Raw genomic sequence first — 24,062 nt, forward strand, 5'->3', positions numbered from 1 at the left:
TTGGTTCGGGCACATGAGGCTCGGGAGGCGCCCTGCCGGGCATTGCCTCGCGGATGTCCATCATCGATCGATTCACCGGGAAACCAGGAACGACCGAAACCGGGGAATTGGATGGGTCAATTGCTCGATAGCGGCGATCAGTTACGACATGTCGTCGTTTTCCCAGCCGTCTTCCCGGATTCCGTGCTTCACGACTTCCTGATTGGATTTGTGGAAGTTCCTGGCGGCCAACAGCGGTTGGAAATCGGCGGGAATCGGGCCTCCGAAAAATTAAAATTGTTACACTGGCGTAACGTATGATACATTGGTGAAACATATTGAGGAGGTGCATCATGGCCTCGACCCGTGACCGAATCGTGGAAGCCGCCATCGCCGCCCTTGCCCGCGATCCCGCTGCATCCATGGCCGCCATCGCCGAATCGGCCGGTGTCAGCCGCATGACCATTCATCGGCAATTCAAAAATCGCGAGATCCTGATCGCGGCCATCCAGGACGCATTGGCCGAACGCTCGTTGGCCATCGTAGACGAAGCCGAACAAAACCACGAAGATCCGCGCGACCAACTGCGCGAGATCGTCGAACTCTGCGCCAGCCGCAGCAATGGCTTTCAGCTCTTGATGGAGGGCGCCCACGATCATGCGGAACACGACCGCGAAACCTGTCGCTTTGGCGAAATGAACCGCAAGATTCGCGCGATGATCCAGGCTCTTCAAGAGCGCGGCGAGATTCAACCGGACTTGCCGATCGACTGGGTCTCCCACAGTTTCGACGGCGTCCTCTTCATCGCCTGGGAGTGTCTGCGGCACGGTTCCGTCGCCCCGCGCGATATTCCGAGCCTTGCTTGGCGGACCTTCTCCCAAGGCGTGTTTCGGCGGGATGCCCCCCAGGGGCCGGAGGGGCCCGATTCCGGCCAACCAAAAGAACGATCATAGGAGCATGGATATGGAAACGAGTGAAAAGCCTTTTCTGAAGGACTATTGGGAGGGATTGTATCGCGAAGCCGACATGGCCATTGGCCCGCCGGATCCAGTCCTGGTGGAGATTGCGGCCGATCTGAAGCCGGGCCGCGCGGTCGACCTGGGCGCCGGCGACGGCGCGAACAGTCTCTGGTTGGCCGAATGCGGCTGGCAGGTGGACGCGGTGGATTTCGCGTCCCAGGCGTTGGACCGCGCCACGTACGTGGCCGATCGGCGGGGATTCTCGATGTCCGCCCACGTGGCCGATCTGTTGGCCTACCAGCCCGATCAGCCGGCGGACCTGGTGCTCTTCAGCTTCATCCATCTGCCGCCGGAACAACGACGCCGCATGCTGGCCCACGCCAGTGAGATGTTGGCCCCGGGCGGGACCATGATCTACATCGGCATCACCGAGGTCGACATGTCGGAGCACGGCATTGCACCGGAGGTCTTCGCCTCCATGGAGGCGGTGGTAACAGATCTTCCGGCCGATCTGAAACCGGTGCGCACGGAACAGAAACCCCGGACCGTGGAATACAATGGCACCGAGCATCCCCACATCGGGGTCACGGTCACGGCCCGCAAAGGGCCGGCACCGTCCTGACCCCATTGCGTGAAAGAACCCGTTACCCGCCGCACCAATGCGGGGGTAACGGGACCTCGTCAGACGTTTTCCCGCTCCAAGGTGCGGCGCTGTAATTCCTCGCGGGACAACTCTTCCTTACGGGTGCCCATCCACCAGGAAATGCCGTTGCTGTCCCGCACGCCCGCCGAGCGATCGCCGTAGAACTGATCCGCGGGCTCCATCACCGAGGTAGCGCCCGCTTCCAGCGCCCGTCGGTAGGTAGCATCGGTATCGGCACAATACACGTAGAGCATGGCGGGCAAGGCCTGAACCCCTTCGCGTGCCACGCCGATCATGACCACCGTATCGCCGATGGTGACTTCCGCGTGCTGCACACGGCCTTCCTTTCCGAGGACGCGTTCGGTCAATCGACCCTCGAACACGTTTTCCATGAATTCGATTCCGGCCTCCGGATCGTCGAGGACGAGATAGGGAATGACGGTTTGATAACCTTCAGGGGCAGCAGAGTCGGACATGTGGAACTCCTTTTACGTGGGCGCCGAGCGGCGCGCTGATTTGGTATTCGCTGCACCCGAGGCCGGCCTTCCAGAGGGGAGCGTCGCCGGAGGACCATCGGGTGAACAAGGCTATTTTGATATCGGGTTCAGGTTCCGTATTGGAAAAATGGGACATCATTCCCGCAGCGGGATGTGGTTCAGCCGGGTGCCCCGATTGGCGAGGTAGAGTTCGGGTGAGAACCCGGATAAGGATTTGAATTCATTGATCATGTGCGCCTGGTCGTAAAAACCGAAATCGAGCGCGAACGAAGACCAGTCCGGGTGGGGGTCCACCTCGAGTTTCCTGAGCGCGTGCTGGAAACGGGAGATGCGGCAAAAGGCCTTGGCGGGCATGCCCAAACTGCTTTGGAACAGCCGATTGAAATGGCGACGGCTGAATCCGATGTGATCGACGACCGGTGCGACTCGCGCCTGGGGCCCCATCGACACGAAGAGATTGCGGGCGGATTCGATGGCCGGGTTGATCTTTGTGGGATTCCACTGCGAGAGAAAAAATTCCTCGACGAGGCGAAATCGCTCGACCGTTGGGCTGGACTCCAGCAAACGGTGGTGGAGGCGGCGTCCTTCGTCGCCCCAGATATCTTCGATCGAGAGGTGCCAATCCCGCATTTCGCTCAAGGGCAGGGGGGAGAAGGGCGTCAACCCGCCTGGCCGGAAATGGATGCCGACCAGGTGGCGCTCCGTGTTGGTGTCAATGGTGAAGTGTCCCGATTGCGGCCCGCAGACGACCGCACCGTCGTACCGGTGCAGGGTGCGTTCACGCAAGGGATTGCAGATGAGGTTGAACGGTTCGCCGAGATTGATCACCACTTCCACCGTGGCCGTGGGCAGCAGCCGTTCGCACGGGTGAAGGAAGGGCGGACCCTTCATGTACCAGATCACTCCGATGTAGGGATAGAGGGGGAAGTCGGGTCGTTTGGCTTGGAATAGGTATTCGGAGGCCATGGGGCACCTGGACTGAGATTCGGTCGCATTTATGAACCAACCTAAATCATTGGAAATGCGCTGTCCAGTGGAAACGATGCGCTTGTCGGCCACGAACGCGTGCCGGATTGCGGGCGTGCTTCGGGCGTAGGCCGAGGCGGCTCAGGTTTCCGGTTTTTCGGGAGGAACGGGCGGCTGGGGGGCGTCGCCTGCCGCTGCATCTCCCTCGTCTTCCGACGGTTCCGTATTCGAGTTCTTGACCTGCAAGGGACACTGCCATTGGTCGCCCACGGGCCGACCCGAATATTGAACCGCGTCCGAGCCTTCCCCGAAATTGGAGAGATTGGGATTGATGCTGTCCTGAATATGAATCTCTTTTCCGCGAATGACCTGTTGGAACCGTTCGAACCGTCCTTTTTCGCGCAGGCCCTCGAACATGAAATGCGCGTTGAAAACCAACAGGGGATAGGCGAACCGGCGCGCATAGCGCGAGGCCGCCGGATGCAGGCCGACCACGAAGAAGGCGCGCCCGAAAAAGCTGTAGGAGAAGTGGGGATCGTCGGGGTTGTCGCTGACCTGGGAATCCCAAGCGACCGGATCGCCGTCGTGCAGCTTCTGGAGCTGGTCCCACATCATCCTTTCGAAATGTTCTTCGCCGGTGGGGTGCGGGCGATCGAAGGCGGCGATGAAGGTGTTCATGTCGCCCAAACTCTCCTGATCCTTGACAAACAGCGCCAGGTCGCGCATCAGTCCCTCGGTGGCTTCCGCGGAACCCATCTCGCGATAGAGGGCGAACCGGTAGGCGTTGCTGTTGATGGCGGCCTTGGCCCCCACGCAGGAAAACTCCGGCAGCAGTACCATGTTCCGGAACTGCGCGTGAACGAATTGAACCAAGGGCGAAATGGGCTCTCCGGTCAGATGGTTCACCAAATGTCCCGAACCATCGGGAGATCCGTAACATATTTCCTTGAAATCGAGTTCGGAAAGCACTTCGGAACCTCCACCCATGGGATCGAAGTGGGAGCGAACTAGGCGCGTCCTCGAGGAATCCAGCAAATGTACGATTCGACCCGAGAAGGTGCGTGAACGCACACCGACGCCTCGAGGCACAGGGATTCGTAGGAGGGCTGGCCGCGCGACCCCACCCGTTTTGGCGAGCGGTCGACGTTCGTCGAACGGAGGTCCTTTCGTTCGACATCACCCATCTTGGGTTCGAAATCTGGTACCCACTTTACTCAGCTCGCCGGCAAAGTTCAAGCGTCAAGAATGTTTCCGATGTCAACTTTCCAGGACAACCTGAACGGCGCCAAACGGGGGTCCTGTTTGGCGCCACTCACGAGGTTGGTCCGATCCATCGCCGGGTTTCCGGTCCGATCGCACTCCGGACTCCGCTCGAGGGAATGCCGGTAGGGCACCGGCATTCCTTCCTTCGGTCGGTCTCAATCCCGCCAGGGTGCGACCGTTTCCTCGCCGGCATCCTGATTGGTGGTTTGCGGGTGCAGGCGTTTTTGTTTGCGCTGCTCGTTCAGAAGCGTTTCGAGCTGCCCGAGAATCTCCGGTGAGATGCGCTTCTCGCAGTGCGGCGACATCAGGTTGTGTTCCTCCAGCGGATCTTCACTGAGATTGTAGGCCTCGAACTCGGGCGGAATGCCTTCGGCGGTGACGACCCCGTCCGGGTTGCCGGCACCCACGATCGGCGCCTTCTTCACGGTGGTGTCGTAAAAACGCGGATTGTCGAAGTAGCGCGTGTACTTCCACAACGAGCTCCCGTCGGGCGTGGCGATGTTGGCGATCACCGTCTCCAGGTGATTGGGTTGAACCACGCTGTTGTAGGGTTGTTGGGTGATCGGGTTCCACATTTGGGAGCCGTTTTCCACGTTGTCGTCGGTCATGAAGTAGAGCACGCCGTCAGGAGGCGCATTGCCGTCCACGATCCACGAACTCAGGTCCCGACCCACCAGCGGATGGGCTTCCGAGTGGGAGATGCGCAGTTTGCGGAGCAGCGCCTCCGTGTCGGCGCCGGCCAGGCCCAGCAGGGTGGGCAACAGGTCCAGGTGGCTGGTCAACGTATCGCAGGTTTTCGGGGTGGCGTAGAGCTGCGGATTCGAAATGGTGAAGGGCACCCGCAGGATCTCGTCGTAGGCGCTGTACCACTTCTGGTGTGCGCCGCCGTGTGCACCCAACATCTCGCCGTGATCGGAGGTGAACACCACGATGGTGTCCTCGAAAAAGGAGCAGGATTCCAGGCAGGAATAGACCGAGTCGATGTGCTTGTCGACCTCGCCCATCAGGTAGTAGTAGAACTGGCGGTACGTTTCGTCCGTCGCTTGCGGCAGGTACATTCTCGGATAGAGGTAGATGTAGTCCTGTTGGCATCTGGGTTTGGTCTGCAGCGATTCATTGGCGGTCGGGGGCGGCGTCACCTTGGGCAGGGACCCGGCTTCGAGCGCGGCCTGGAATCCGGAGAACCAATTCTGTAACAGATGTCCCGAAAACACGATGTCGTGGGGATTGACGAAACTGCACACCGCCAGGAACGGTTCCTGCCCGTCCGGGTTGGCGCGATAGGCCTGATCCAGCTCCTTCAGCAGGCGTATGGACTGGTCGGCGAAGCCAGGATCTCGGTTGGTGCCGTCGTTGGCTTGGCTCTTACCGTGCGGTTCGGGGCCGATCCAACCCTTGAAACCGTATGGTTCCAGCCGATTCGCTTCGCGGTACAACTCCACTCGGTCTGGATAGGATTCGCCGTTGTTGTCGTTGCTCAACAAGGCGGTTTGGGTTCCCGGCACGTCGATGTCCGCATAGCTGAGGTGCCACTTGCCGCGCCAATGGGTTTGGTACCCGGCGGCACGAAACCAGGCACCCAAGGTGGGTACGGTGTCCGGCTTCAACCAGAACATGTTCTGATCGAAGCTGCTCTTGCCGATTCCCGGCGTTTGGGAAACGCCGTGCAATGAGGGGTACTGGCCGGTGTAGATCGTGGTGCGGCTGGGCGCGCAGGCCGTACTGCCGGTGTAGTGACGCTGGAAGGACATGCCGCGGGAGGCGATGCGCTCTTGGCCCTTGAGATTCGCCGTCCGCCAGGCGGCGGCATCCGGATTCTCGTAAGGTGGCGGGAACCGCTGCTCGTCGGTAGTGATGATCAGGAAGTTAGGACGCTTTCCGTGAAACGACATGGTTGATCTCCTGAAAGACGGACCGGTACCCAAATCTCCCGGATGGATACCGGCGGTACTCGAAAAGGATTGATAACGGGGAAAAAAGACAAGGTTTTATTTATAGTAGATATGCTTATCCCGAAAAACAACACCTACTCCGAAGAAGAGCGACAATATGAAAAATCCGTCCGTTTCAATGCGGACTTTCATCTTCTCCCAATCAAATACCGGAAAAAGCAAAACCCCGCCGGTAAACACCGACGGGGCTGCTGAATACCTTTGGCAACCCGAAGCGTTCGTCCTTGAGCGCCCGGGGCCTGAGAGAATCAAGGCTTCTTTTTGGAATCTTCTGGCTTTGGGGGAGCGGGTTCGGAATGGTTAAGGGCGCAGCGGTGCTCGGGGTCTTTCGAATAACACCGAGCCACGACCTTGCCATCCTTGCCGATGGTCGCGACCATGGCCGATTGAAAACGGCCCTGCAAATCCACGGTGACGGTGCCGTTCGGATGGCGTTGTTCCACCAGTCCTTCGGTCGAGGTGTTGATCAGCTCGGCCAGGCCCGCCTGGATGTCCGGCGACAGGACCGGATCTTCCACCGGCGTGCCGCGAGCGGCATCCAATTGGACGACGTACCCGCCGGATGCGGCGGCGTTGGCTTCACCTTTTTCGGCGGCTTTCGCGGCGGGTGTAGTCTGGTGTTCTTGGGTTTTCTCGGGAGCCTTTTCGGGTTTGGTCTCCGGCTCACCGGCCAGGACCTGGACCGAAAGGATCAAAAATGCCACAAGCACACATTTGAACATGGATGCCCGCCTTGAAAGCGATGGGGCCTCAGTGAGACCGGTTTTGGTGAGCACGTGGATGTCGAGAAACGGGTACGGCGACCTCGGCGGTTTTGGGCCGACGGCGTTCGGGTCCGCGCGCGGCGAAAAGTCGCCACAACCAGGAATCGCGCGGTTGCTGCAGTTGATAGACCGCATAACGGTCGGCATCTTCAGCGGTGGCTGGAACAATAAGGTGTTTCAAACTGCGAAACCAATCTTTCATCACATCAAGCCTCGTCAATCTTAAATGGAGCCATTCACGGTGCCGGGAACATGTCGATCGGCGTCAAAGGGCAAGGAACCGGGTCGCGGGATCAGGGTGTTCAGCTTCTAGGATTGGTGGAGGCCGTGATGATGCCTCGAAGGGACATTGTCATTTGAATCTTTCGTCGGGTTTGGTTCCCCAAAACTTAAACTTTTTCCCGGGAGGTGTGAAATCGCCTGTGGCATCGGGGTTTTCTCTCACACGACGCTCGTGAAGAAATGGCGCCGTCCTGAATCGAAACGCTTTCCATCCTGGGTTTTGGCGATTGGGCATCGGGGTTTCCGCGTGGAACTTCGGTGTGGGGATCGGGGTGCGGTTCACCGTCATCCCACAACCGAGACGTGATGCCCATCGACAATGGGTAGTGGTTCGACCTGGCCCTCGGGTTTCGGAACATCTGCGGTTTGTGATGGATGCGGGGGGCGTGACCTCTAGCGGAGTCAAGGTTCACGCCTGCGCCGCGACAGGTTCCCCGGTATCTTTGGAGAAAGATCGCGCCAAGAAATGGATCGACTTAGTGTTAAGGTTAGCCAAACGTTTGCATCCAAACCGGCCGCCAGTTTTGGGCTCTCCTGATAGTCTCGTGTACCGACGGCCACTCCGCAAGTCGCGGTCCCCAAGTGATTTCACCAACCCCATTCGACCTCTCGGGAGTTGTGCCATGCCGTTGTCGTTTTCGCGGTTTCCATCCTTGTTCAATAGGGCGACCCTTCTTTGCACGGCGCTATTCGCCTGTTTGGTGAGTTGTGGTCGTGGACCCGCTCCGCCGCCACCACCACCGCCTCCGCCCACGGGCACCGAGTTCGTTCGGCTGGCACCCCAGGCATGGCCCGACATGGTCGATGGCCACACGCGCGAAAGCATGTTGGCCGCATTGGCCTATCAAATGACCTGGCTGGAGCGGTCGGGCGCCGATCGACGCTGGCAGTTCGGCCAGACGACCTATTCCTCCGAGGACATGCTCGCATCGTTGACCCGTTTCCAGGAGCTGTGGCTGCGCCACTACGGGAACTGGGCCGCGTTGCGAAGCGCCCTGCAGGCCGAATTCGATCTCTACCACTGGCATTGGGACGGTCGCCCCGACATCTTGTTCACCGGCTATTACGCGCCGGTCTTCCAGGGCTCGCGACGCCTGGAGGGCATCTATCGGTATCCGCTCTACCGCAAGCCCGCCGACCTGCTGGCGATTCGCCTCGATCTCTTCGATCCCAAATTCGTGCAGCCGGGGCCGGCCATGCGGGGCGATCGGTTGATGGCACGATTGGACGGCAAGCGCCAAATCGTGCCCTACTTCTCGCGGGCCGACATCGACCAGGATCGTGTGTTGGCGGGGCGCAATCTGGAATTGGTCTACCTCGCGAGTTATTGGGACAACTTCGTGTTCCAAATTCAGGGTGGTGGTTTCGTGCAACTGCCGGACGGCGGTTACCTCAAGTTGGACTATGCCGGCAAGAACGGGCGGCCCTACGTCTCGGTGGGCAGGTTGTTGATCGAGGACGGCATCATCCCACGCGAAAACATGAGCATGCAGGCCCTGACGGCCTATTTTCGCGACAACCCCGACGACATCGCGCGCTATTGTTTCCAAAACGAGAGTTATGTGTTCTACCAAAGCGACGGGGTGACGCACCGCGATTTGCGGCCCGAATTGTTCCCACACGGATCCCTGGGGTTCCCGGTCACGACGCGGCGCAGTATCGCCACGGACAAGAAGCTGTTTCCCGGCGGTGGGCTGGCGTTCATTCGAGGCATGCAGCACCAGAGCCAGGGACCGCCACAGCCCTTTTCGGGCTTCGTGCTGGATCAGGATACCGGCGGGGCCATTCGCGAAAACCATATCGACGTCTTCATGGGTGCGGGCGACGAAGCGGAAGCCTTGGCCGGACGCCTGAAGGACAAACGAGGCGAGGTATTTTTTCTGGTGCTGAAAAAGCCCGGAAGCTGAGCGAAGCCTGCCTGCACCCGGAGTGGCTATCTCCGCGATTCCCGCATCCCAAGGAGGGAATCAGGGTGGGAGGCTGGGCTGGGGTGGTAAGCCCGCCGGGCCGACAAACCGGCACGCCATCTGCCTCGAACCTGCGGACACCTCGCATCGGTATGACCTGGTGAGGACCTGCATGTCCACACCGGCTCAGGGGGAGTCGCCGACCTTTCCCCGCTCGGGGGTGCGGTGCGGCATCGGTTCCAAGGCCAGTACCTCGACCCGATCTCCCTCGATGCGCCATTTGACGTCCCACTGGTAGAGCCGCATCGCGAATTCGCCGTCGGCCTCCTTGGCGCGATAGGCCGGTCGTGGGTCGCCGGCCAATACGTCCACGATCAGCCGATCCAGGTCGGGATAGGAATCGCCGTCGATGTGCCGAAGCTGATCCAACGCATGTTCGCTGAAGGTCACCCGAAGCCTGGGCCGCGGCGGCTCGGCCGCGAAATCGGCCAAAGCCTCGGGCAGGGCATCGGCATAGGGGATATAGGGTTTGATATCGATCACGGGTGTGCCGTCCACCATGTCGGCACCCCGAATCAACAGGCGAACCGATCCCGCTTCCTGCTGAATGTCGACCAACTCGACCACCGAGAGCCCCAACGGATTGGGCCGGTAGGGCGATCGCGTGGCGAACACTCCCTTCTTGGCGTTTCCGCCCAGGCGAGGCGGGCGCACCAGGGGCGACCAACGCGTGGCCTTGTTCTGGTGGAACACCCAGGCCACCCAAAGGTGGGAGAACGCTTCGAGGCCGCGAAAGGCATCGGGATCGTCGTAGGGTGGGTCCATTTCGATCCAGGCACGGGCATGGGGTGCCAGACCCGGTTGTCGGGGAATGCCGAACTTCTCGCGGAAACACGAGTGAACGACGCCGATCGGTTGCCACAACACCCCGGGCCTCCCGCTACGGCCGCAGGCGCGCCAGCGTCGGGGCATCGGCGCTTTCGGCCGATTCGCACAACGACATCAGGTCCAAGATGTCGTGGTTCCCGTCACCGTTGCGCTCGTAATTCTCCCGTTCGTCCGTGCCCCAGCCCGAAACCGCGACGAACAGGTCGCCGGCACCGTAGAGGCCGTTCTCGTCGAAGTCGCTGTCCAGGGTCACGAAGGTGCGGGTGGTCTGGGGGCACCCCGCGAGCGAGACGCCGAGGGTGTAGGCCCCGGCTCGAGCGGCCGTGAACTGAACGCTGGTGCCGGTGGTGGTGTCGAACTGGTGCAGACTCATGTCCGGCCCGGAGATGACCTGCCACTGCAGCGGTTCCTCACTCTCGGTCTCCGCCGACAGGGTCAGCACGTCACCCTGGCAGACATAGTGGGTTTCGGCGGCCGTGCGCGTCACGGTGTCCGAACAGTCGGCGTCCTGGCGAATCCGAATGTAGCGATCGACCGGGATGTCGGTCAGCACGGTGGGCGGTTCGCCGTTGTGCCAAATGATGCGGATCTCGTCCACGATCTCCGCATCGCCCAATCCGAAATGGGTGGGCAGCACGTGCTGGGAATAGGTGCCCACCATGAACCGGTGCTCGCGATGCTGTACGATGCCGTTGGCGGTGAGCTGAATCTTGACGTGGAAGGCATCGCGCGTCGTGCCCTTTTTGGGGTCGCCTTCCAATTCGATCGCGATCCAGTGATTGTTGGGGTTGCCCGGGTTGCGGAACAAGTCGTCGAAATTGAACAGGTCCAACTGGCCGTCCATGTCGAAATCGACCCAACTGGCGTCACCGCTGCCGCGCGGGAGCGCCCCACTCTGCAAGTGGTAGTTGCCGGTACCGTCGTTGACCAGCAAGCCCTCGGTGGCCGTGTACAGGTCCAGGTCGCCGTCGTTGTCGAAGTCACCGGCCGCGGCACCCTTGATGAAGGCGCCGGTCGTGGAAATGCTGCCCAGGGCGTCCACCTGGTCGAGTCGGATGTCGTTCGGGCCGGAGACGTTGTTCCACATTCGGTGATTGGTGTTGTTGTCGCCGATGAAGAGGTCCGGCAGGGCGTCGCCGTTGTTGTCGAAGAGAATCGCCCAGTAGGCGTCGGAACCGTTGGACATTTCGGACTCGTCCACCAGGCCGGCCGAGAGCGATACGTCTTCGAACCCGATCTCCGGGGCCTTGTTGCGGTAGACCTTGTTGTGCGGGTTCTGGCCGGGAATGGTGTTCGAGAAGCCGCAGGCCGAGGTCACCACGTCCAGGTCGCCGTCGATATCGATGTCGGCCCAGGCCAGGCCGTAGGCGTGGGAGTTCTTGTCGGCCAGACCGAAATCGTCGGGTGCGTTGATCGTGGTGGGAAAGCGCTTGATGAACGGGTTCGGGTAGTCGCTTTCGTAAAACCGGTGTGGGCCGTCTCCATCGGGCGTCTCGTGGGTGATGTAGATGTCCAACCGGCCGTCCGCGTTGTAGTCGGCCCAATTCACCGATTGGCACCACCGGGGATCGGTGAGTTGGTAGTCGGGGCCCACGTTGACGAACGGTTCGGGCAACCGGTTCTCGAGCAGAAAATCCTCGCCGGTGTTGCCGCAAAAAATATCCAGGTCGCCGTCGTTGTCGAAGTCGGCGAAGCAGGCCGCCCAGCCGCTGCCGGAAAGCGACGGAATCAATTCGTCGGCCCTCACGAACCCTTCTCCTTCGTGAATTTTGTTGAGCCACAGCCTGCGCGAGCCGTTGGTGAACAGGTCGAAATCGCCGTCACCGTCCACATCGGCCCATGAATGGCCGTGCTTGTTGTTGAAGGAAATGGTGGAGCCGGTCAGTTTCTGCTCGAACCGTTCCCATTCCTGGGCATACAGTGCGCAAAACACAAGGCTGACACACAACGCGGAACACACTCGAATAACTTTCATCATGACCTCGAGAAAAACACGATAGGTAGAAGGGCATAAGCTGTGGTTTGCCAGATATGATCAAAAAATATATGGAGCCGATCCAGCGTTCGGTTTCGTGGTGTACATGGATGGATCGGAAGGCTGGGGAGTCGCGATGACGGCCGCATCGCCCGCGGCCGTACATGGGTGATCGAAGTGGAGGTGGGTGGTGTCGGCACACCGTTGGGGATTGGAAAAACCGTTGAGAAGGCCTGGGATCGTCAGTAACAGTTGACCACCGCGGTCATGTGGCGCACATCGATGTGGGCGCCGTCGTCTTCGTTGCCCCACGGGGCGGGTTCCTGCCAATGTCCGGTCAAGGTGTGCAGATCGCCTTGATCGATGCCGGGTTGACCGTCGGAGTCCTTCCAGGTACACGCGTCCACCTGTGTCTCGAAGCGCTCCATCAGGTGGCCGTAATGGGGCGGCGCGATGTCGGCCAGGGGCAGGCCGAGACCGGTTTCGGTCCAACCCTTCTGGTGGGTCAGTTCGAAGAAGGAGCGCCGGTAGATCAGGCGCACATCGAGATCCACCTCGGCGCCCGCCTGACCCGTGTGGGGCAGTTCGAAGCGGAAGCGGTCTTGATAGGTTTCGCCCGGCATGATGCGCGTATCCTCGGCGATGCGATCGGCTTCGGTGTAGAACACCCGCTGGTTTTCGCCATCGGCCATGTTCTTGTAGAAACTCTTGCCGGGCAGACCGGCATAGAAACCCTGATCTGGATCGCCGCTGCCGCCGATGACGTCGACCACGTCGCCCGAGAGTTGGACCAGGGCCTGATCGCCGCTGTCGAAGGCTTCCACCAACAGGATCATGTTGCGGATCATCACGCCGGTGGGCACCGCGTGGCCCGCCTTGTCGTTGGTGATCGACACGTCGACGTTCAGGATGCCGCGTTCCAGGGCGACCTCGGTGTTCATGGTGACCGCGTTCTCGAGATATTCGGGCGTCGTGCCACGGATGTCGTGGTCGCGAATGGTACCCGGCGACCGTTCGACGGTGCCGAACAGGCAGAAGGTGTCGGCATCGGTCGCCGGCATGTGGCAATCCACACAGGTTCGCGCGTTTTCCTCGCCGACCACCGAACGGTAGATCTGGTATTCCGAAAAGGACGTTTCGTGGGGGACGCTGCCGGGGTCTTCGTAATCGTCGTCGGCGTCGTGGTCGGTGTTGTCCTCGTGGCAGGCGGCACAGACCCGGTCGCGCAATTGCGGGTTGTACCCGGCCCGCATGATGAAGGTGTTGTAGTCCACATCGCCCAGTAGGCCGAACTCGATGCGTTGCGGGCCGCGCAGGAAGGTGAAGGCCTCGGGAAACACGCCGGGCCAGTTGATCTTTTCGAGGTCGACGTCCAACGCGCGGTGACAGACCTCGCATTGCACCCCGTCCAGCATGTCCTGGTTGGGATTGTGGAAGTCGCCCATGCCCGCCGTTTCGATGTCGGTCAGCCAGTGGATGGGAGAGTGGCAGGCCGAGCATTCAGAGTTGGGCTTCATGTCGCGGTGTTTGCCGTCGCGCTTGTAGACGAAGCCGTTCATGCCGCCCGCGGTCGCCTGGCCGTCCAACACGTCGAAGACCCAGGCGTTCAGGCCCGTGTTCGCCATCGGCGATCCGCGCCACTGGTCGTACTGGTCGGGATGACATGTTTGGCACTCGGTGGGTGCGTTCAAGGCGTGGTCGGGGGTGACGGTCAGATCGACGGGTTCCAGTTCGAACAGAATGCCCGTCGTGTCGTCTTTGCCGTTGATCAACACGGTGCCGTTGTAATAAGTGTGGGCTCCGGCCGCCAGGAAAAAGGGAAATTCGGTGGTGTCTTCGAGGCGGAAGAAACCACCGTCGTCGGTCAGCACGGTGGCGGCACGACCCTGAATGCGGATTTGGGCGTTGGCGATCGGTGCCTGGGTGGCGCTGTCAACGACGGTTCCTTGGAGTTGTGCGAAAAGTGGCGAAAATGTGGGAGAGAAAAATAGAGTAGGGAGTAAAAAAACGATACGAGTCAACTTCACGTGAAAAATCCTCGCGTTGGACGGTTTCAGGACGGCACATCATCGGCGCTTCCTTGATGAAGAGGGTCCCTAAGTATAACCGCAAGCGCCGATTATGACCAGATTTGACCTGAATGGAATGTCCCTTCCCACAACGGTTTGTGTTCGGTTTTTCGACGTTTCCGGATCCACCACCGCCCATGGCTCGAGGCGACCCGATCAGGCGTGTTCCCGCCGAATGCGGGCGAGGTAGGTTCTGGCGACCCGTTCCGGCCGCTCGCGCATGTTGGTCGGCGCCACCGTCAGCTTGGCCCGCAACGCCGCGTAGAGATCGGCCGCGGACGACAGGGACTCGGCCAGGTCGTCGAAGGTGACCGAGGTCGGTACCGTGGTCAGGAACGCCGCCACCCGATCGGGTTGGTCTTGCTCCAACCGGCGCACGCCGCGCGGCAATTGGCCGTCGACCACCTTGCTGAGCGGGCCCAGCACCTGGACCCGTAGGAACGCCAACATGTCCAGCACTTCGAAAAACTCACCGCGACCCAGCTTGGTCGCCCCGTAGTGGACCCAGGTCCAGATGCGGGCCTCCACCCATTCCGCATCGTAGGGCGGGAACCGGCCGGGATGGGCCGCCACGGTTTCGCTCAGCAATCCGTCGCGTTCCCAGAGAATGACGGGATCTTCGACCCGATCGGTGAAATCGGTCAGGTTCACGAACTTCAGGTCCACGTGCAGCGGGTGGTCGCCGTAAAGGCAGATCAACAGTCGTGGTTCGCCCACGTGCTCGCCGGTGAAGGCGTTGACCAGGTCGCCCAGTTCCTCGGCGAATTGGAATCGCCGTTCGAAGAGCTCGGCATAGGCCGCGTCTTTGGCGACCACCACCAGGTCGATGTCGGAATAGGGGTCGAGCCGTTTTTCGATGAAGGAGCCGCCAGCCGCCACGCCCGCCAGGGTCGGTTCGGAGCGCATGCGGGGCAGTGCGGTAGCCAAAAAGGTTTCGATGGGTTCCGGTAGTTGGAATGTTTGATCCATGGTGTGGCCTTTTTGCTGCCATCCTGCTCAATTTGCAGCCACATGTCCACTAAAAACACGAAAGGACACGAAAAAGACACGCCCGGCATGGCCCGCCCAATGATGCCCCGTTTACCTTCGAGGGGTTCGAGCGAAGGACTTGCTGAATCCATTTCTATGTTTTTCATTTCAGAATGTTCCTTGATCGGGCACGACGTTGTGTCATCCTCGCGAACCGCAGGGGGTTCTTTCCCGGGAACCAAACACGATCCGGAAGGCTTGGAGAATAAGGGAACGGTGGGTCCCGCCCCGTGGTGGTTCGCGATCGACATTTCCCGTTTGCCCACGAATCATTCGGGTAGACACGAATAGACCGGACCCATGGGTGGCGCACGACAGGTGTTTTGGGAAGAGATCGAATTGTTAGTTAAAAAAGCACTATTACTTATGTAGATGTATTGGTCGTCTTGAACCAAGTGGGTTTGGGTTCGGTTCCGGGAAAAACTACGCAACAGGTCTCGAACGGAATGGCCGTGTTTGAATCCGTGTGGATCTGTGTGATCCGTGGACAAATCATCAAATGTCGCCAGTGACCGGAAGCCACACGGGAATCGAATCCGTAGGCCTTTCGGGCAACGATCCAGTTCTCGGATCAACCACGCTGAGAAACAGAAGAATGTGTTCCTGAAACCCATCGACGAAGTGATTGGCTCACTGGGCAGGCCCTACCGGGAGGATCTTTTTCGTGTTTTTTTCGTGTATTTAGTGGACTGGAGACTAGGCGCTCAGCGAGCAGGATCGGCATTCTCCGACCGGAGCACGGGCTCGCGCGGAACCGATTTGTCCCGACCCAGCCAGGCGAAGAGGAGCGCCATCGCGAAGGGAACCAGTCGCTCCGGCCACTTGCCTGGCGGTTGGGTTTCCAGGCCATTGAAAAAGACCGTCAGAAAGAAGCCCGCGGCCAGCGAGGCCAAGAGCCACTGATGGCGGATGCGGTAACCCGCCACCTTGACGATCAGCGCCGGCCCGAAGGCCGAACCCAACGCCGACCAGGCGAACAGCACGCGCGAGAAGATCTTTTCCGGTGCGAACAGCGCCAACATCACCGACACCAGGCAGATTCCCGTGACCGCGGTTCGCGAGATCCAAATCGATTCCGTTTCGGCCCGTTCTTGGCGGAGATCGTGGGATAGGGAAGAGGAGGCCACCAGGAGCTGACTGTCGGCCGTCGACATGATCGCCGAGAGAATCGCCGCGATCATCACTCCGGCGATGGCCGGTGGAAACAGGTTGTTGGCGATGCTGAACAGGATCTGTTCGTTGTTGTCGGTGACGGGAAACAGGGCGCGGCCGCACCAGCCCACCACCAGCATGCCCAAAAACACGATGGTACCCCAGCTCAAGGCGATCACCTTGGCCTTGTTGAGGGCGGCCTCGTCGCGCAGGGCCATGAAACGGTTCACCACGTGCGGCTGGCCCGGGTATCCCATGCCGATGCCCAAGGTCCCGGCGACAAAGCCGACCGCGGCAAAACCCGCGTTGGGACCCACTAGGCTGAAATAATTTTCCGGTTGGGATTGGCCGAGCGTCCGCCACAGTTCGGCGGGACCACCCACTTCCCACAACGCCATGATGGGCAGCACCAGGGCACTGGTCACCATCAAGAGACCCTGCAGCGTGTCGGTGATGCTGACCGCCCAAAATCCGCCGAGGAGGGTGTAGAACAGGATGATGGCGCCGCCGATCAGGATGCTGGTCTGGATGTCGAGCCCGAAGGTGGTGGCGAAGGTGTCGCCCGAGGCCTGGAACTGGCTGGCGATGTAGAAGGAAAACGAGAACACGATGATGAGCGTCGAGAAGGTGCTGGTCATCTGGCGTTTGGGATTGTCGGCACCCACCAACCATTCGGTCAGCGTGATGGTGTTGTCGGCGAGGCTCAGGCGGCGCAGGCGCGGCGCCAGCCAGAGCCAGTTGAACAGGTAGCCCGAGAGCACGGCGGGGAAAAGCCAGAACGCACTGAATCCCCAGGCGTAGGCCGCACCGCTGACGCCCAGCAGGGACCAGGCGGAGGAGGAGCTGGCGGACGCGCTGATGGCGGCCACCCAAGGGCCGAGACCCCTGCCCGCCAAGTAGAAATCGGCCGTACTGCGCGTGCGTCGATTGGCCCAGACACCAATCGCGATCAGAACCAATTTATAAAGGATCAGAGTGCCCAATACGGCTTGTTCTCGGCTCATCTATGGGGAACCTCGGTGTATCGAAAGCGCTGAATCTGCAGCTTTGTGCACACTCTACCACGAGCACCGGGCAAAAGGGACGGTGGCGGCGGGGGTAGCGTCCCTTGGCGAGGGATCGGGCGGTGGCCCACTTTCGGGAGACAACCCGGGTTTCCCGGCGACCCGGGTGTGGCGTGGCCGCCGGCCTCGAGAATCGGTGCTGCGGATGGTATGGGATTCCGGTACACTGATGCCCGCGAGGAGGCGATCGTGACCGTTTCCATAGATCGAGTGCGCGACCGAGATCGACTGATCGCGTGCCTGGCCGGAGGCGCCGAGGCCAAGTACCTGTTCTTCTGGGGCCACACGCCGCCACGAGACGGGTCGGTCGGCAAGGCGTGTTTCAGCCAATGGTGGCACACCGGTTTCCACCTCGATGGCGTGCACTATCGAACCGCGGAACACTGGATGATGGCCCAAAAAGCGGTGCTGTTCGGCGACGATGCCCAATGGCGACGAATCCTCGCGGCCGGCCATCCCCGCGACGCCAAAATGCTGGGTCGCGAGGTCGCCGGTTTCGATCAGCAGACCTGGGATGCGGCCTGTTTCGACATCGTGGTCCGCGGCAATGTGGCCAAATTCTCCCAGAACGCCGTCGAAGGCGCCTTTCTCTTGGGGACGGGCCACCGCGTATTGGTGGAAGCGAGTCCCCAGGACCGAATTTGGGGTATCGGTTTGAGCGAACGCGACGAGGCCGCCCGCCACCCCGAAACCTGGCGCGGCCAGAATCTTTTGGGATTCGCGCTGATGGAAGTTCGGGCCAGATTGCGCTCCGGAGTTAAGTAGAATTTATCGTTCGCCCGATGTAAAAAGGGAATCATTTACCAAGGGACCCGGTTCGCCCAAACAGAACCAAACGCCACGGAAGACCATCAGCAAAACGGGCTGGTACCTGTAGATTTCCATTTTCTTTTCCATAGTGGAACACAGCGGCCAGTCGCCAACGGTAATCGGAGAAAATGGGGGAGGCCTGGTTTGGCACGATTTGGAATGCGTGGTTGGATCTTTTTATGGGCTGTGTTTCAGGCAGCGACATGTTTGTGGGCGGCGAGTCCCGCCGCGCCGATCGAGGTGACCCTGAAACAGCCGGACGGCACGGCCTTCGTGGCACGATCGCGCGGCAACTATTACGTCAGTTGGATGGAAACGCTGGACGGTCACACGATCGTCAAGGAAAAGGACACCTGGTACTACGCGGAAAAGGCCCTCGACGGCAGCCTGCGCGCCACGCGTTCGGTGGTGGGCAGTCTTCCGGCCACCGAGCTCTCTCGCCTGCCGCGGCACCTGCGGCCCGCGCCCACCGAGCGGGAGGAGCCCTGGGCGGTCGTCCGCCGAGGGGCCACGACCCAGCCGATCCTGGTGCTGCTGGTCTCTTTTTCGAATCGGTCCTTTACCTACAGCGTCAGTGATTTCGAGTCGGCTATTTTCGGCGCGACCGGCAGCGTCAAGGAATTCTTCCTCGAGAATTCCTACAACAACTTCACGGTCACCCCGGCAAGCGAAACCCAGGGGACCAGCAACGACGGCATGATTTCGGTGACCCTGGGCTACAACCACCCCAACCCGGGGCAGACGACCAGCACGTCGCGCACGATCGCCATCGATGCGGTCACCGCCGCCAACAGCTTCATCGACTACAGTTCGTTCGACACCGATGCCGACGGCGCGGTCAGCGCCTCGGAACTCTCGATCGTCTTGATCCTGGCCGGTTACGAGAACTCGTTCGGCGGCGCCTCTTCGCCGACGCCGCGCGTGTGGGGCCACAAGTCTTCCTTCAGCACCACGACCCTGGACTCGGTCGACCTGTCTCCCTACACCATGTTCGGCGAGATTCACGAAGTGGGCGCCACCAGCCGGCGCGCCACCATCGGGATCATGTGCCACGAGTTGGGCCACCTCATGTTCGGCCTGCCCGACCTGTACGACATCACCGGCGGCTCCGAGGGGATCGGCGACTGGGGCCTGATGGGCAGCGGAAGCTGGAACCAGACCGGCGGCGCCTCGGGCGACACGCCGGCCCACCTGATGGCCTGGTGCAAGGAACAGGTGGATTTCCTCACGCCGACGGTCGTGACCAGTTCCCAGACAAGCGTGAGCCTGAACTCGCTCGAGGGCAGCGCTGACGCGCGCCGCATCAACCTGGATCCCTACAAGGTGCGCGAGTACTTCCTCATCGCGGCGCGCCACCGCACCGACTACGACGGCGGCCTGCCCGGTGACGGCGTCATGGTCTGGCACATCGATCCCTCGCAAACCACCAATGCCGACGAGAACCGCAAACTGGTGGATTTGGAAGAAGCGGACGGCCTGGCCGAACTGGACAGCGAGACGGACCAGGGCGACACGGGCGATCCCTATCCGGGCTCGACGAACAACACCACCTTCAACGATTCGTCCAACCCGAATTCGAAGGACAACGACGGCACCGCCACCAATGTGGCGCTCACCAATTTCGCCGCTTCCAAACGCGCGGCCTTCACCCTCGATATCGATCCGGGTTCGGTGGCCGACTACAACCACGTGCGTTATGACGACACGACCAGCATTTCGGGCGTCGGCTTCGGCAGCAACACCGCCTTTACCGCGCTCAATGTCGAGAACACGACCGGCCACGACACGCTCGACGGTTTCGAAGTCTTCATTCGCGAAGGGCCGGCCACCGTGGATTTTTACTTCTACACCTCGTTTGCCGGTTCTTCGGTCAGCGGCCTGATCCACTCCGAGACCGGCTTCGCCGCCACCGCAGGCTGGAACCGGTTCATGCTCGCCACGCCGCAGTCTTTTCCCGACGGTGCGACGCGGGCCATGGTGCTCCGCATCAACGACACCGGCACCACCTTCCCGGCGGCCGTGGACGGCGCAGGCCCGTTTTCGGGTCGCTCCTACATTTCCGGTTCCCAGACTTCGGGTTATTCTTCGTTGTCCAACTTCGGCGACCTGGCCCAGATCGTCCTGCTCTCCTCGGCCTGTTCGGCGCCCGCCATCAGCTCCCAACCGAGCAGCCAAGCGGCCTGCTCGGGCGACAACGTGACCTTCAGCGTGACGGCCACGGGCGACAGCCTCGGTTATCAGTGGCGAAAAAACGGTGTGGATATCGGTGGCGCCACCAGCAGCAGCTACATGCTCAGCTCGGTATCGGGTTCCGATGCCGCGACCTACACCTGCGTGATCACCAACGCCTGCGATTCGGTGACCTCCAACGGCGCGGTCCTTTCGTTGAACACCGATACTTCGGTCGATACGAATCCCTCGAACCAGAACGTGTGCAGCGGCGACAACGCCAGCTTTACGGTGACCGCCAGCGGTACCAGCCTGACCTACCAGTGGCGCAAAGGTGGGGTCGACATCGGCGGGGCCACCTCGGCGACCTATTCGATCACCGGTGTGGACGCGGGTGACGCGGGCAGCTACGACTGTGTCGTCACCGGTGCCTGCGGCAGCCAGACCTCCACCGCCGCGACGCTGTCGTTGATCGCCGATACCGCGATCACCAACCAACCCTCGGGCACGACCGTGTGTCCCGGCGACGATCCCACCCTGATGGTGGTGGCCACGGGCAGCAACGTGACCTACCAATGGCGCAAAGGCGGGGTCAACATCGGTGGGGCCACCTCGGCTTCCTACGCGATCGTCGATGCCGAGGCCGGCGATGCGGGCTCATATGACGTCGTGGTCGCCGGGGATTGCGGCTCGGTCACTTCCAATGCCGTGAATCTCGTCGTCGACGAAGCACCGGCCATCAACAGCCAGCCCCAGGCCGTGACCGTATGCCCGGGCGACAACACCAGCTTCAGCGTGACCGCGACCGGTACCGGCTTGACCTATCAGTGGCGTTTGGGCGGGGTCGACATCGGCGGGGCCACCTCGGCGACCTATTCGATCACGGGCGCAGACGCCGGGGACGTGGGCAGTTACGACTGTGTCATCACCGGAACTTGTGGATCGGTTACCTCCAACGCGGTGAACCTCAACTTGAACGAGGCCACGGCGATCTCGGCGCATCCCGGTAGCGGCAGCGTCTGCGAAGGCGCCAACACCACCCTGACCATCACCGCCACGGGCACGAGCCTGAGCTACCAGTGGCGCCTGAACGGCATCAACATCGGCGGGGCCAACGCGGCAAGCTACTCGATCGTCGGCGCCGGTTCCGGTGATGCCGGCACCTATGACTGCGTGGTCACGGGCGCCTGTAGCTCCTTGATTTCCAACGGGGCCAGTATCGCCGTCGACGATCTCACCGCGATCACCGGGCAGCCCCAGGCGAGCGTGGTCTGCGCCGGCGACAATACCAGTTTCAGTGTGACCGCGACCGGCACGGGATTGACCTATCAGTGGCGCAAGGACAGTGTCGACATCGGCGGGGCCACCTCGGCGACCTATTCGATCACGGGCGCGGACACCGGCGATGCGGCCAACTACGACTGCGTGGTCACGGGCGCCTGTGGCAGCCAGACCTCCAACGTCGCCAGCCTGACCGTGAACGAAGCGACGGCGATTTCGGCCCAGCCCAACGGCGCCGTGCTCTGTGAAGGCGACGACACCACGCTCACGGTAACCGCCAACGGCACCAGTCTGACGTACCAGTGGCGCCTGAACGGGGCGAACATTTCCGGCGCCACCAGTGCCAGCTACGCGATCACGGGCGCGGACGCCGGCGATGCGGGCAATTACGACTGCGTGGTCACCGGATCCTGCGGTACCGCCACCTCCAGCGTGGCCGCCGTGACCGTCAATCCGACGACGGCCATTTCGACCCAACCCCAGGCGCAAACGCTTTGCGAGGGCGATACGGCCCTGTTCACCGTGGTCGCGACCGGTTCCGGCCTGAGCTACCAGTGGCGCAAGGACGGCACCAATATCGCCGGCCAGACGGCCTCGACGCTGAGTATCGCCAATCTCGACGCCAACGATGCGGCCAATTACGACTGCGTGATCGACGGCGACTGCGGCAACGTGACCTCCAATGCCGTCGCGCTACAGATCACCGATTCCGTCGACATCACCCAACAACCGGGGGCATTGGTCCGCTGCGAAGGGGAGACCGCCATCTTCACCGTGGCCGCGACCGGTGCCAGCAGCTTCCAATGGCGTTTGGGCGGCGTCAATATCGCCGGTGCCACCTCGGCGACCCTGACCATCGACCCGGTCGCGCTCGCCGATGCGGGCAGTTACGACTGCGTGGTCACGGGTTCCTGCGGCACCCAGGCCTCCGGCTCGGCCAGCTTGACGGTGAACCAGGCCCTGGCGATCGCCAACCAGCCATCGGGTGCCACCGTTTGCCTGGGCGATCCCATCCAGCTCTCGGTCACGGCTTCCGGCGACGGGCTCACCTACCAATGGTTCAAGGACGCCCAGGCGTTGAACGGCGAGACCGGTGCGACGCTGTCCATCGCCGGCGCGGTTGCCGACGATGCGGGCTCCTACTTCTGCCGCCTGACGGGAACCTGCGGCACCTTGGACAGCCAGGCCGCGGCCGTGAACGTGGTCGAAGCTACCCAGATCACCGATCAGCCCGATGCCGTGCAGATCTGTGCCGGAGCGTCGGCGACCTTCACGGTCGTCGCCGAGGGCGCGGGTCTCGGTTACCAATGGCGCAAGGACGGCGCCGATCTGCCAGGTGAGACGGGCGCCTCCCTGGTACTCGATGACGTGCAAGCCGCCGACGCGGGAGCCTATACCTGCGTCATCACCGGCTCCTGCGGCGATCCGATCACCAGCGCGACCGCGAACCTGAGCCTGCGTCCCGATACCGCGATCGACACCCAGCCGATCGGCGAAGTCGCCTGTATTGGCGACGACGTGCAGTTCGACGTCGGTGCGAGCGGTGAGGGCCTGACCTACCAGTGGCGCAAGAATGGTCAGGACATCGTCGGTGCGACCAACACGACCCTGATCCTGAACGACGTCGGCAACGATGATGCCGCCACCTATACCTGTGTGGTCGACGGGGATTGCGGCCCCGCCGTCACCTCGAGCGGCGCTTCGCTCCTGATCTCGCCCGACACCCAGATCACCAGCCAGCCGGCCGACGTATCCTCCTGCGATGGCGGCACGGCTCAGTTCACCGTTGCGGCCGATGGCAGTGCCCTGACCTACCAATGGCGTCTGGACGGCCTGGACCTGCCGGGAGAAACGTCGGCCTCTCTGGTCCTGCAAAACCTCGGCAGCGGCGACGAAGGCCTCTACGATTGCGTCGTCGACGGTGGGTGTGGACCCCAGGTCGTGTCCGATTCGGCGTCGCTCACCCTGGACGGTGTCTTCGAGCTGCGCGTGGCGCCGGGAAGCACGGCCCAGGGCCTGGCCCCGTTGACCTTGACGGCCGATGTGGGCTGCTCTGTCGGCGTGCCGACTTTCGAGTGGTACGACCACGTATCCAACACGCTGGTGGGCACCGAGGCGGCGCTGGTGCTCGACCCGGTCCTCACCGAAACGGCCGTTTTCCGCATCGAAGTGACCGACAGCGGCACTTCGGAATCCTTGGTGGGGCTGGTCACCGTCCTGGTCCACCCGGGGAGCACGGACCTGAACGGCGACGGCTTCAACAATGTCGAAGATCTGTTCCTGCTGCTGCCCGATTGGCGCCGGGAATCGGAATTCAACGCGACGGGAGATGCGTTGATCGATGTCCGCGACCTGATGTACATCAACCTCGGACCCTGATTGCGGGCCCCGTCTCTTCGTTTCGAACGAGGCG

15 protein-coding genes are annotated in these 24,062 nt (G+C 61.6%); 5 read left to right on the plus strand and 10 right to left on the minus strand.

All coding sequences use genetic code 11. The features are described from left to right. Nucleotides 1–332: 332 nt before the first annotated feature. The gene (locus J3U87_RS26465) at nt 333–932 is read left to right on the plus strand and encodes a TetR/AcrR family transcriptional regulator (protein WP_237378795.1); all 600 of its coding nucleotides are present in this window, start codon (nt 333–335) and stop codon (nt 930–932) included. 10 nt (nt 933–942) lie between these two features. Then, nucleotides 943–1,560, plus strand: coding sequence for an SAM-dependent methyltransferase (locus tag J3U87_RS26470; protein WP_237378796.1), 618 nt, complete (start codon nt 943–945; stop codon nt 1,558–1,560). A gap of 59 nt (nt 1,561–1,619) precedes the next feature. Here the strand turns inward: J3U87_RS26470 and J3U87_RS26475 are convergent, their stop codons facing one another. From J3U87_RS26475 to J3U87_RS26495, 5 genes are all read right to left on the minus strand, one after another. Further along, a complete protein-coding gene (locus J3U87_RS26475) occupies nt 1,620–2,057 on the minus strand; it encodes a VOC family protein (RefSeq protein WP_237378797.1) in 438 nt (145 codons plus the stop codon). 156 nt (nt 2,058–2,213) lie between these two features. Further along, on the minus strand, nt 2,214–3,044 hold the full coding sequence (locus J3U87_RS26480) for a helix-turn-helix domain-containing protein (RefSeq protein WP_237378798.1): 831 nt from the start codon (nt 3,042–3,044) through the stop codon (nt 2,214–2,216). Between the two features lie 141 nt (nt 3,045–3,185). Then, a complete protein-coding gene (gene gntA, locus J3U87_RS26485) occupies nt 3,186–4,013 on the minus strand; it encodes a guanitoxin biosynthesis heme-dependent pre-guanitoxin N-hydroxylase GntA (RefSeq protein ID WP_237378799.1) in 828 nt (275 codons plus the stop codon). Between the two features lie 449 nt (nt 4,014–4,462). Continuing rightward, the gene (locus J3U87_RS26490; protein ID WP_237378800.1) at nt 4,463–6,199 is read right to left on the minus strand and encodes a sulfatase family protein; all 1,737 of its coding nucleotides are present in this window, start codon (nt 6,197–6,199) and stop codon (nt 4,463–4,465) included. A 308-nt stretch (nt 6,200–6,507) separates the two neighbouring features. Beyond that, entirely contained in the window at nt 6,508–6,963 is a 456-nt protein-coding gene (locus J3U87_RS26495; RefSeq protein ID WP_237378801.1) for a hypothetical protein, read from the minus strand. A gap of 1,139 nt (nt 6,964–8,102) precedes the next feature. Between J3U87_RS26495 and J3U87_RS26500 the strand changes: the two genes are divergently transcribed. Beyond that, on the plus strand, nt 8,103–9,212 hold the full coding sequence (locus tag J3U87_RS26500; protein ID WP_237378802.1) for an MltA domain-containing protein: 1,110 nt from the start codon (nt 8,103–8,105) through the stop codon (nt 9,210–9,212). A 186-nt stretch (nt 9,213–9,398) separates the two neighbouring features. Here the strand turns inward: J3U87_RS26500 and tsaA are convergent, their stop codons facing one another. The 5 genes from tsaA to J3U87_RS26525 form a co-directional block, all read right to left on the minus strand. After that, entirely contained in the window at nt 9,399–10,139 is a 741-nt protein-coding gene (gene tsaA, locus J3U87_RS26505) for a tRNA (N6-threonylcarbamoyladenosine(37)-N6)-methyltransferase TrmO (RefSeq protein WP_237378803.1), read from the minus strand. Between the two features lie 13 nt (nt 10,140–10,152). Next, nucleotides 10,153–12,075: a CRTAC1 family protein gene (locus J3U87_RS26510; protein ID WP_237378804.1), complete on the minus strand. Its 1,923-nt coding sequence runs from the start codon at nt 12,073–12,075 to the stop codon at nt 10,153–10,155. Between the two features lie 242 nt (nt 12,076–12,317). Continuing rightward, nucleotides 12,318–14,102, minus strand: coding sequence for a multiheme c-type cytochrome (locus J3U87_RS26515; protein ID WP_237378805.1), 1,785 nt, complete (start codon nt 14,100–14,102; stop codon nt 12,318–12,320). A gap of 198 nt (nt 14,103–14,300) precedes the next feature. After that, nucleotides 14,301–15,113 carry a nucleotidyltransferase domain-containing protein gene (locus tag J3U87_RS26520; RefSeq protein WP_237378806.1) on the minus strand — a complete coding sequence of 271 codons (813 nt, stop codon included), beginning with the start codon at nt 15,111–15,113 and terminating at the stop codon, nt 14,301–14,303. Nucleotides 15,114–15,877: 764 nt separating this feature from the next. Then, complete coding sequence (locus J3U87_RS26525) at nt 15,878–17,329, minus strand: sodium/proline symporter (RefSeq protein WP_237378807.1); 1,452 nt, start codon at nt 17,327–17,329, stop codon at nt 15,878–15,880. Nucleotides 17,330–17,575: 246 nt separating this feature from the next. Here J3U87_RS26525 and J3U87_RS26530 point away from each other — a divergent pair, with 246 nt between their 5' ends. After that, entirely contained in the window at nt 17,576–18,154 is a 579-nt protein-coding gene (locus tag J3U87_RS26530; protein ID WP_420038326.1) for an NADAR family protein, read from the plus strand. Nucleotides 18,155–18,343: 189 nt separating this feature from the next. Further along, nucleotides 18,344–24,028, plus strand: coding sequence for an immunoglobulin domain-containing protein (locus J3U87_RS26535; RefSeq protein WP_237378809.1), 5,685 nt, complete (start codon nt 18,344–18,346; stop codon nt 24,026–24,028). Nucleotides 24,029–24,062: the final 34 nt, after the last annotated feature.

This window comes from Sulfidibacter corallicola, assembly GCF_017498545.1.
Taxonomy (GTDB): domain Bacteria; phylum Acidobacteriota; class Holophagae; order Acanthopleuribacterales; family Acanthopleuribacteraceae; genus Sulfidibacter; species Sulfidibacter corallicola.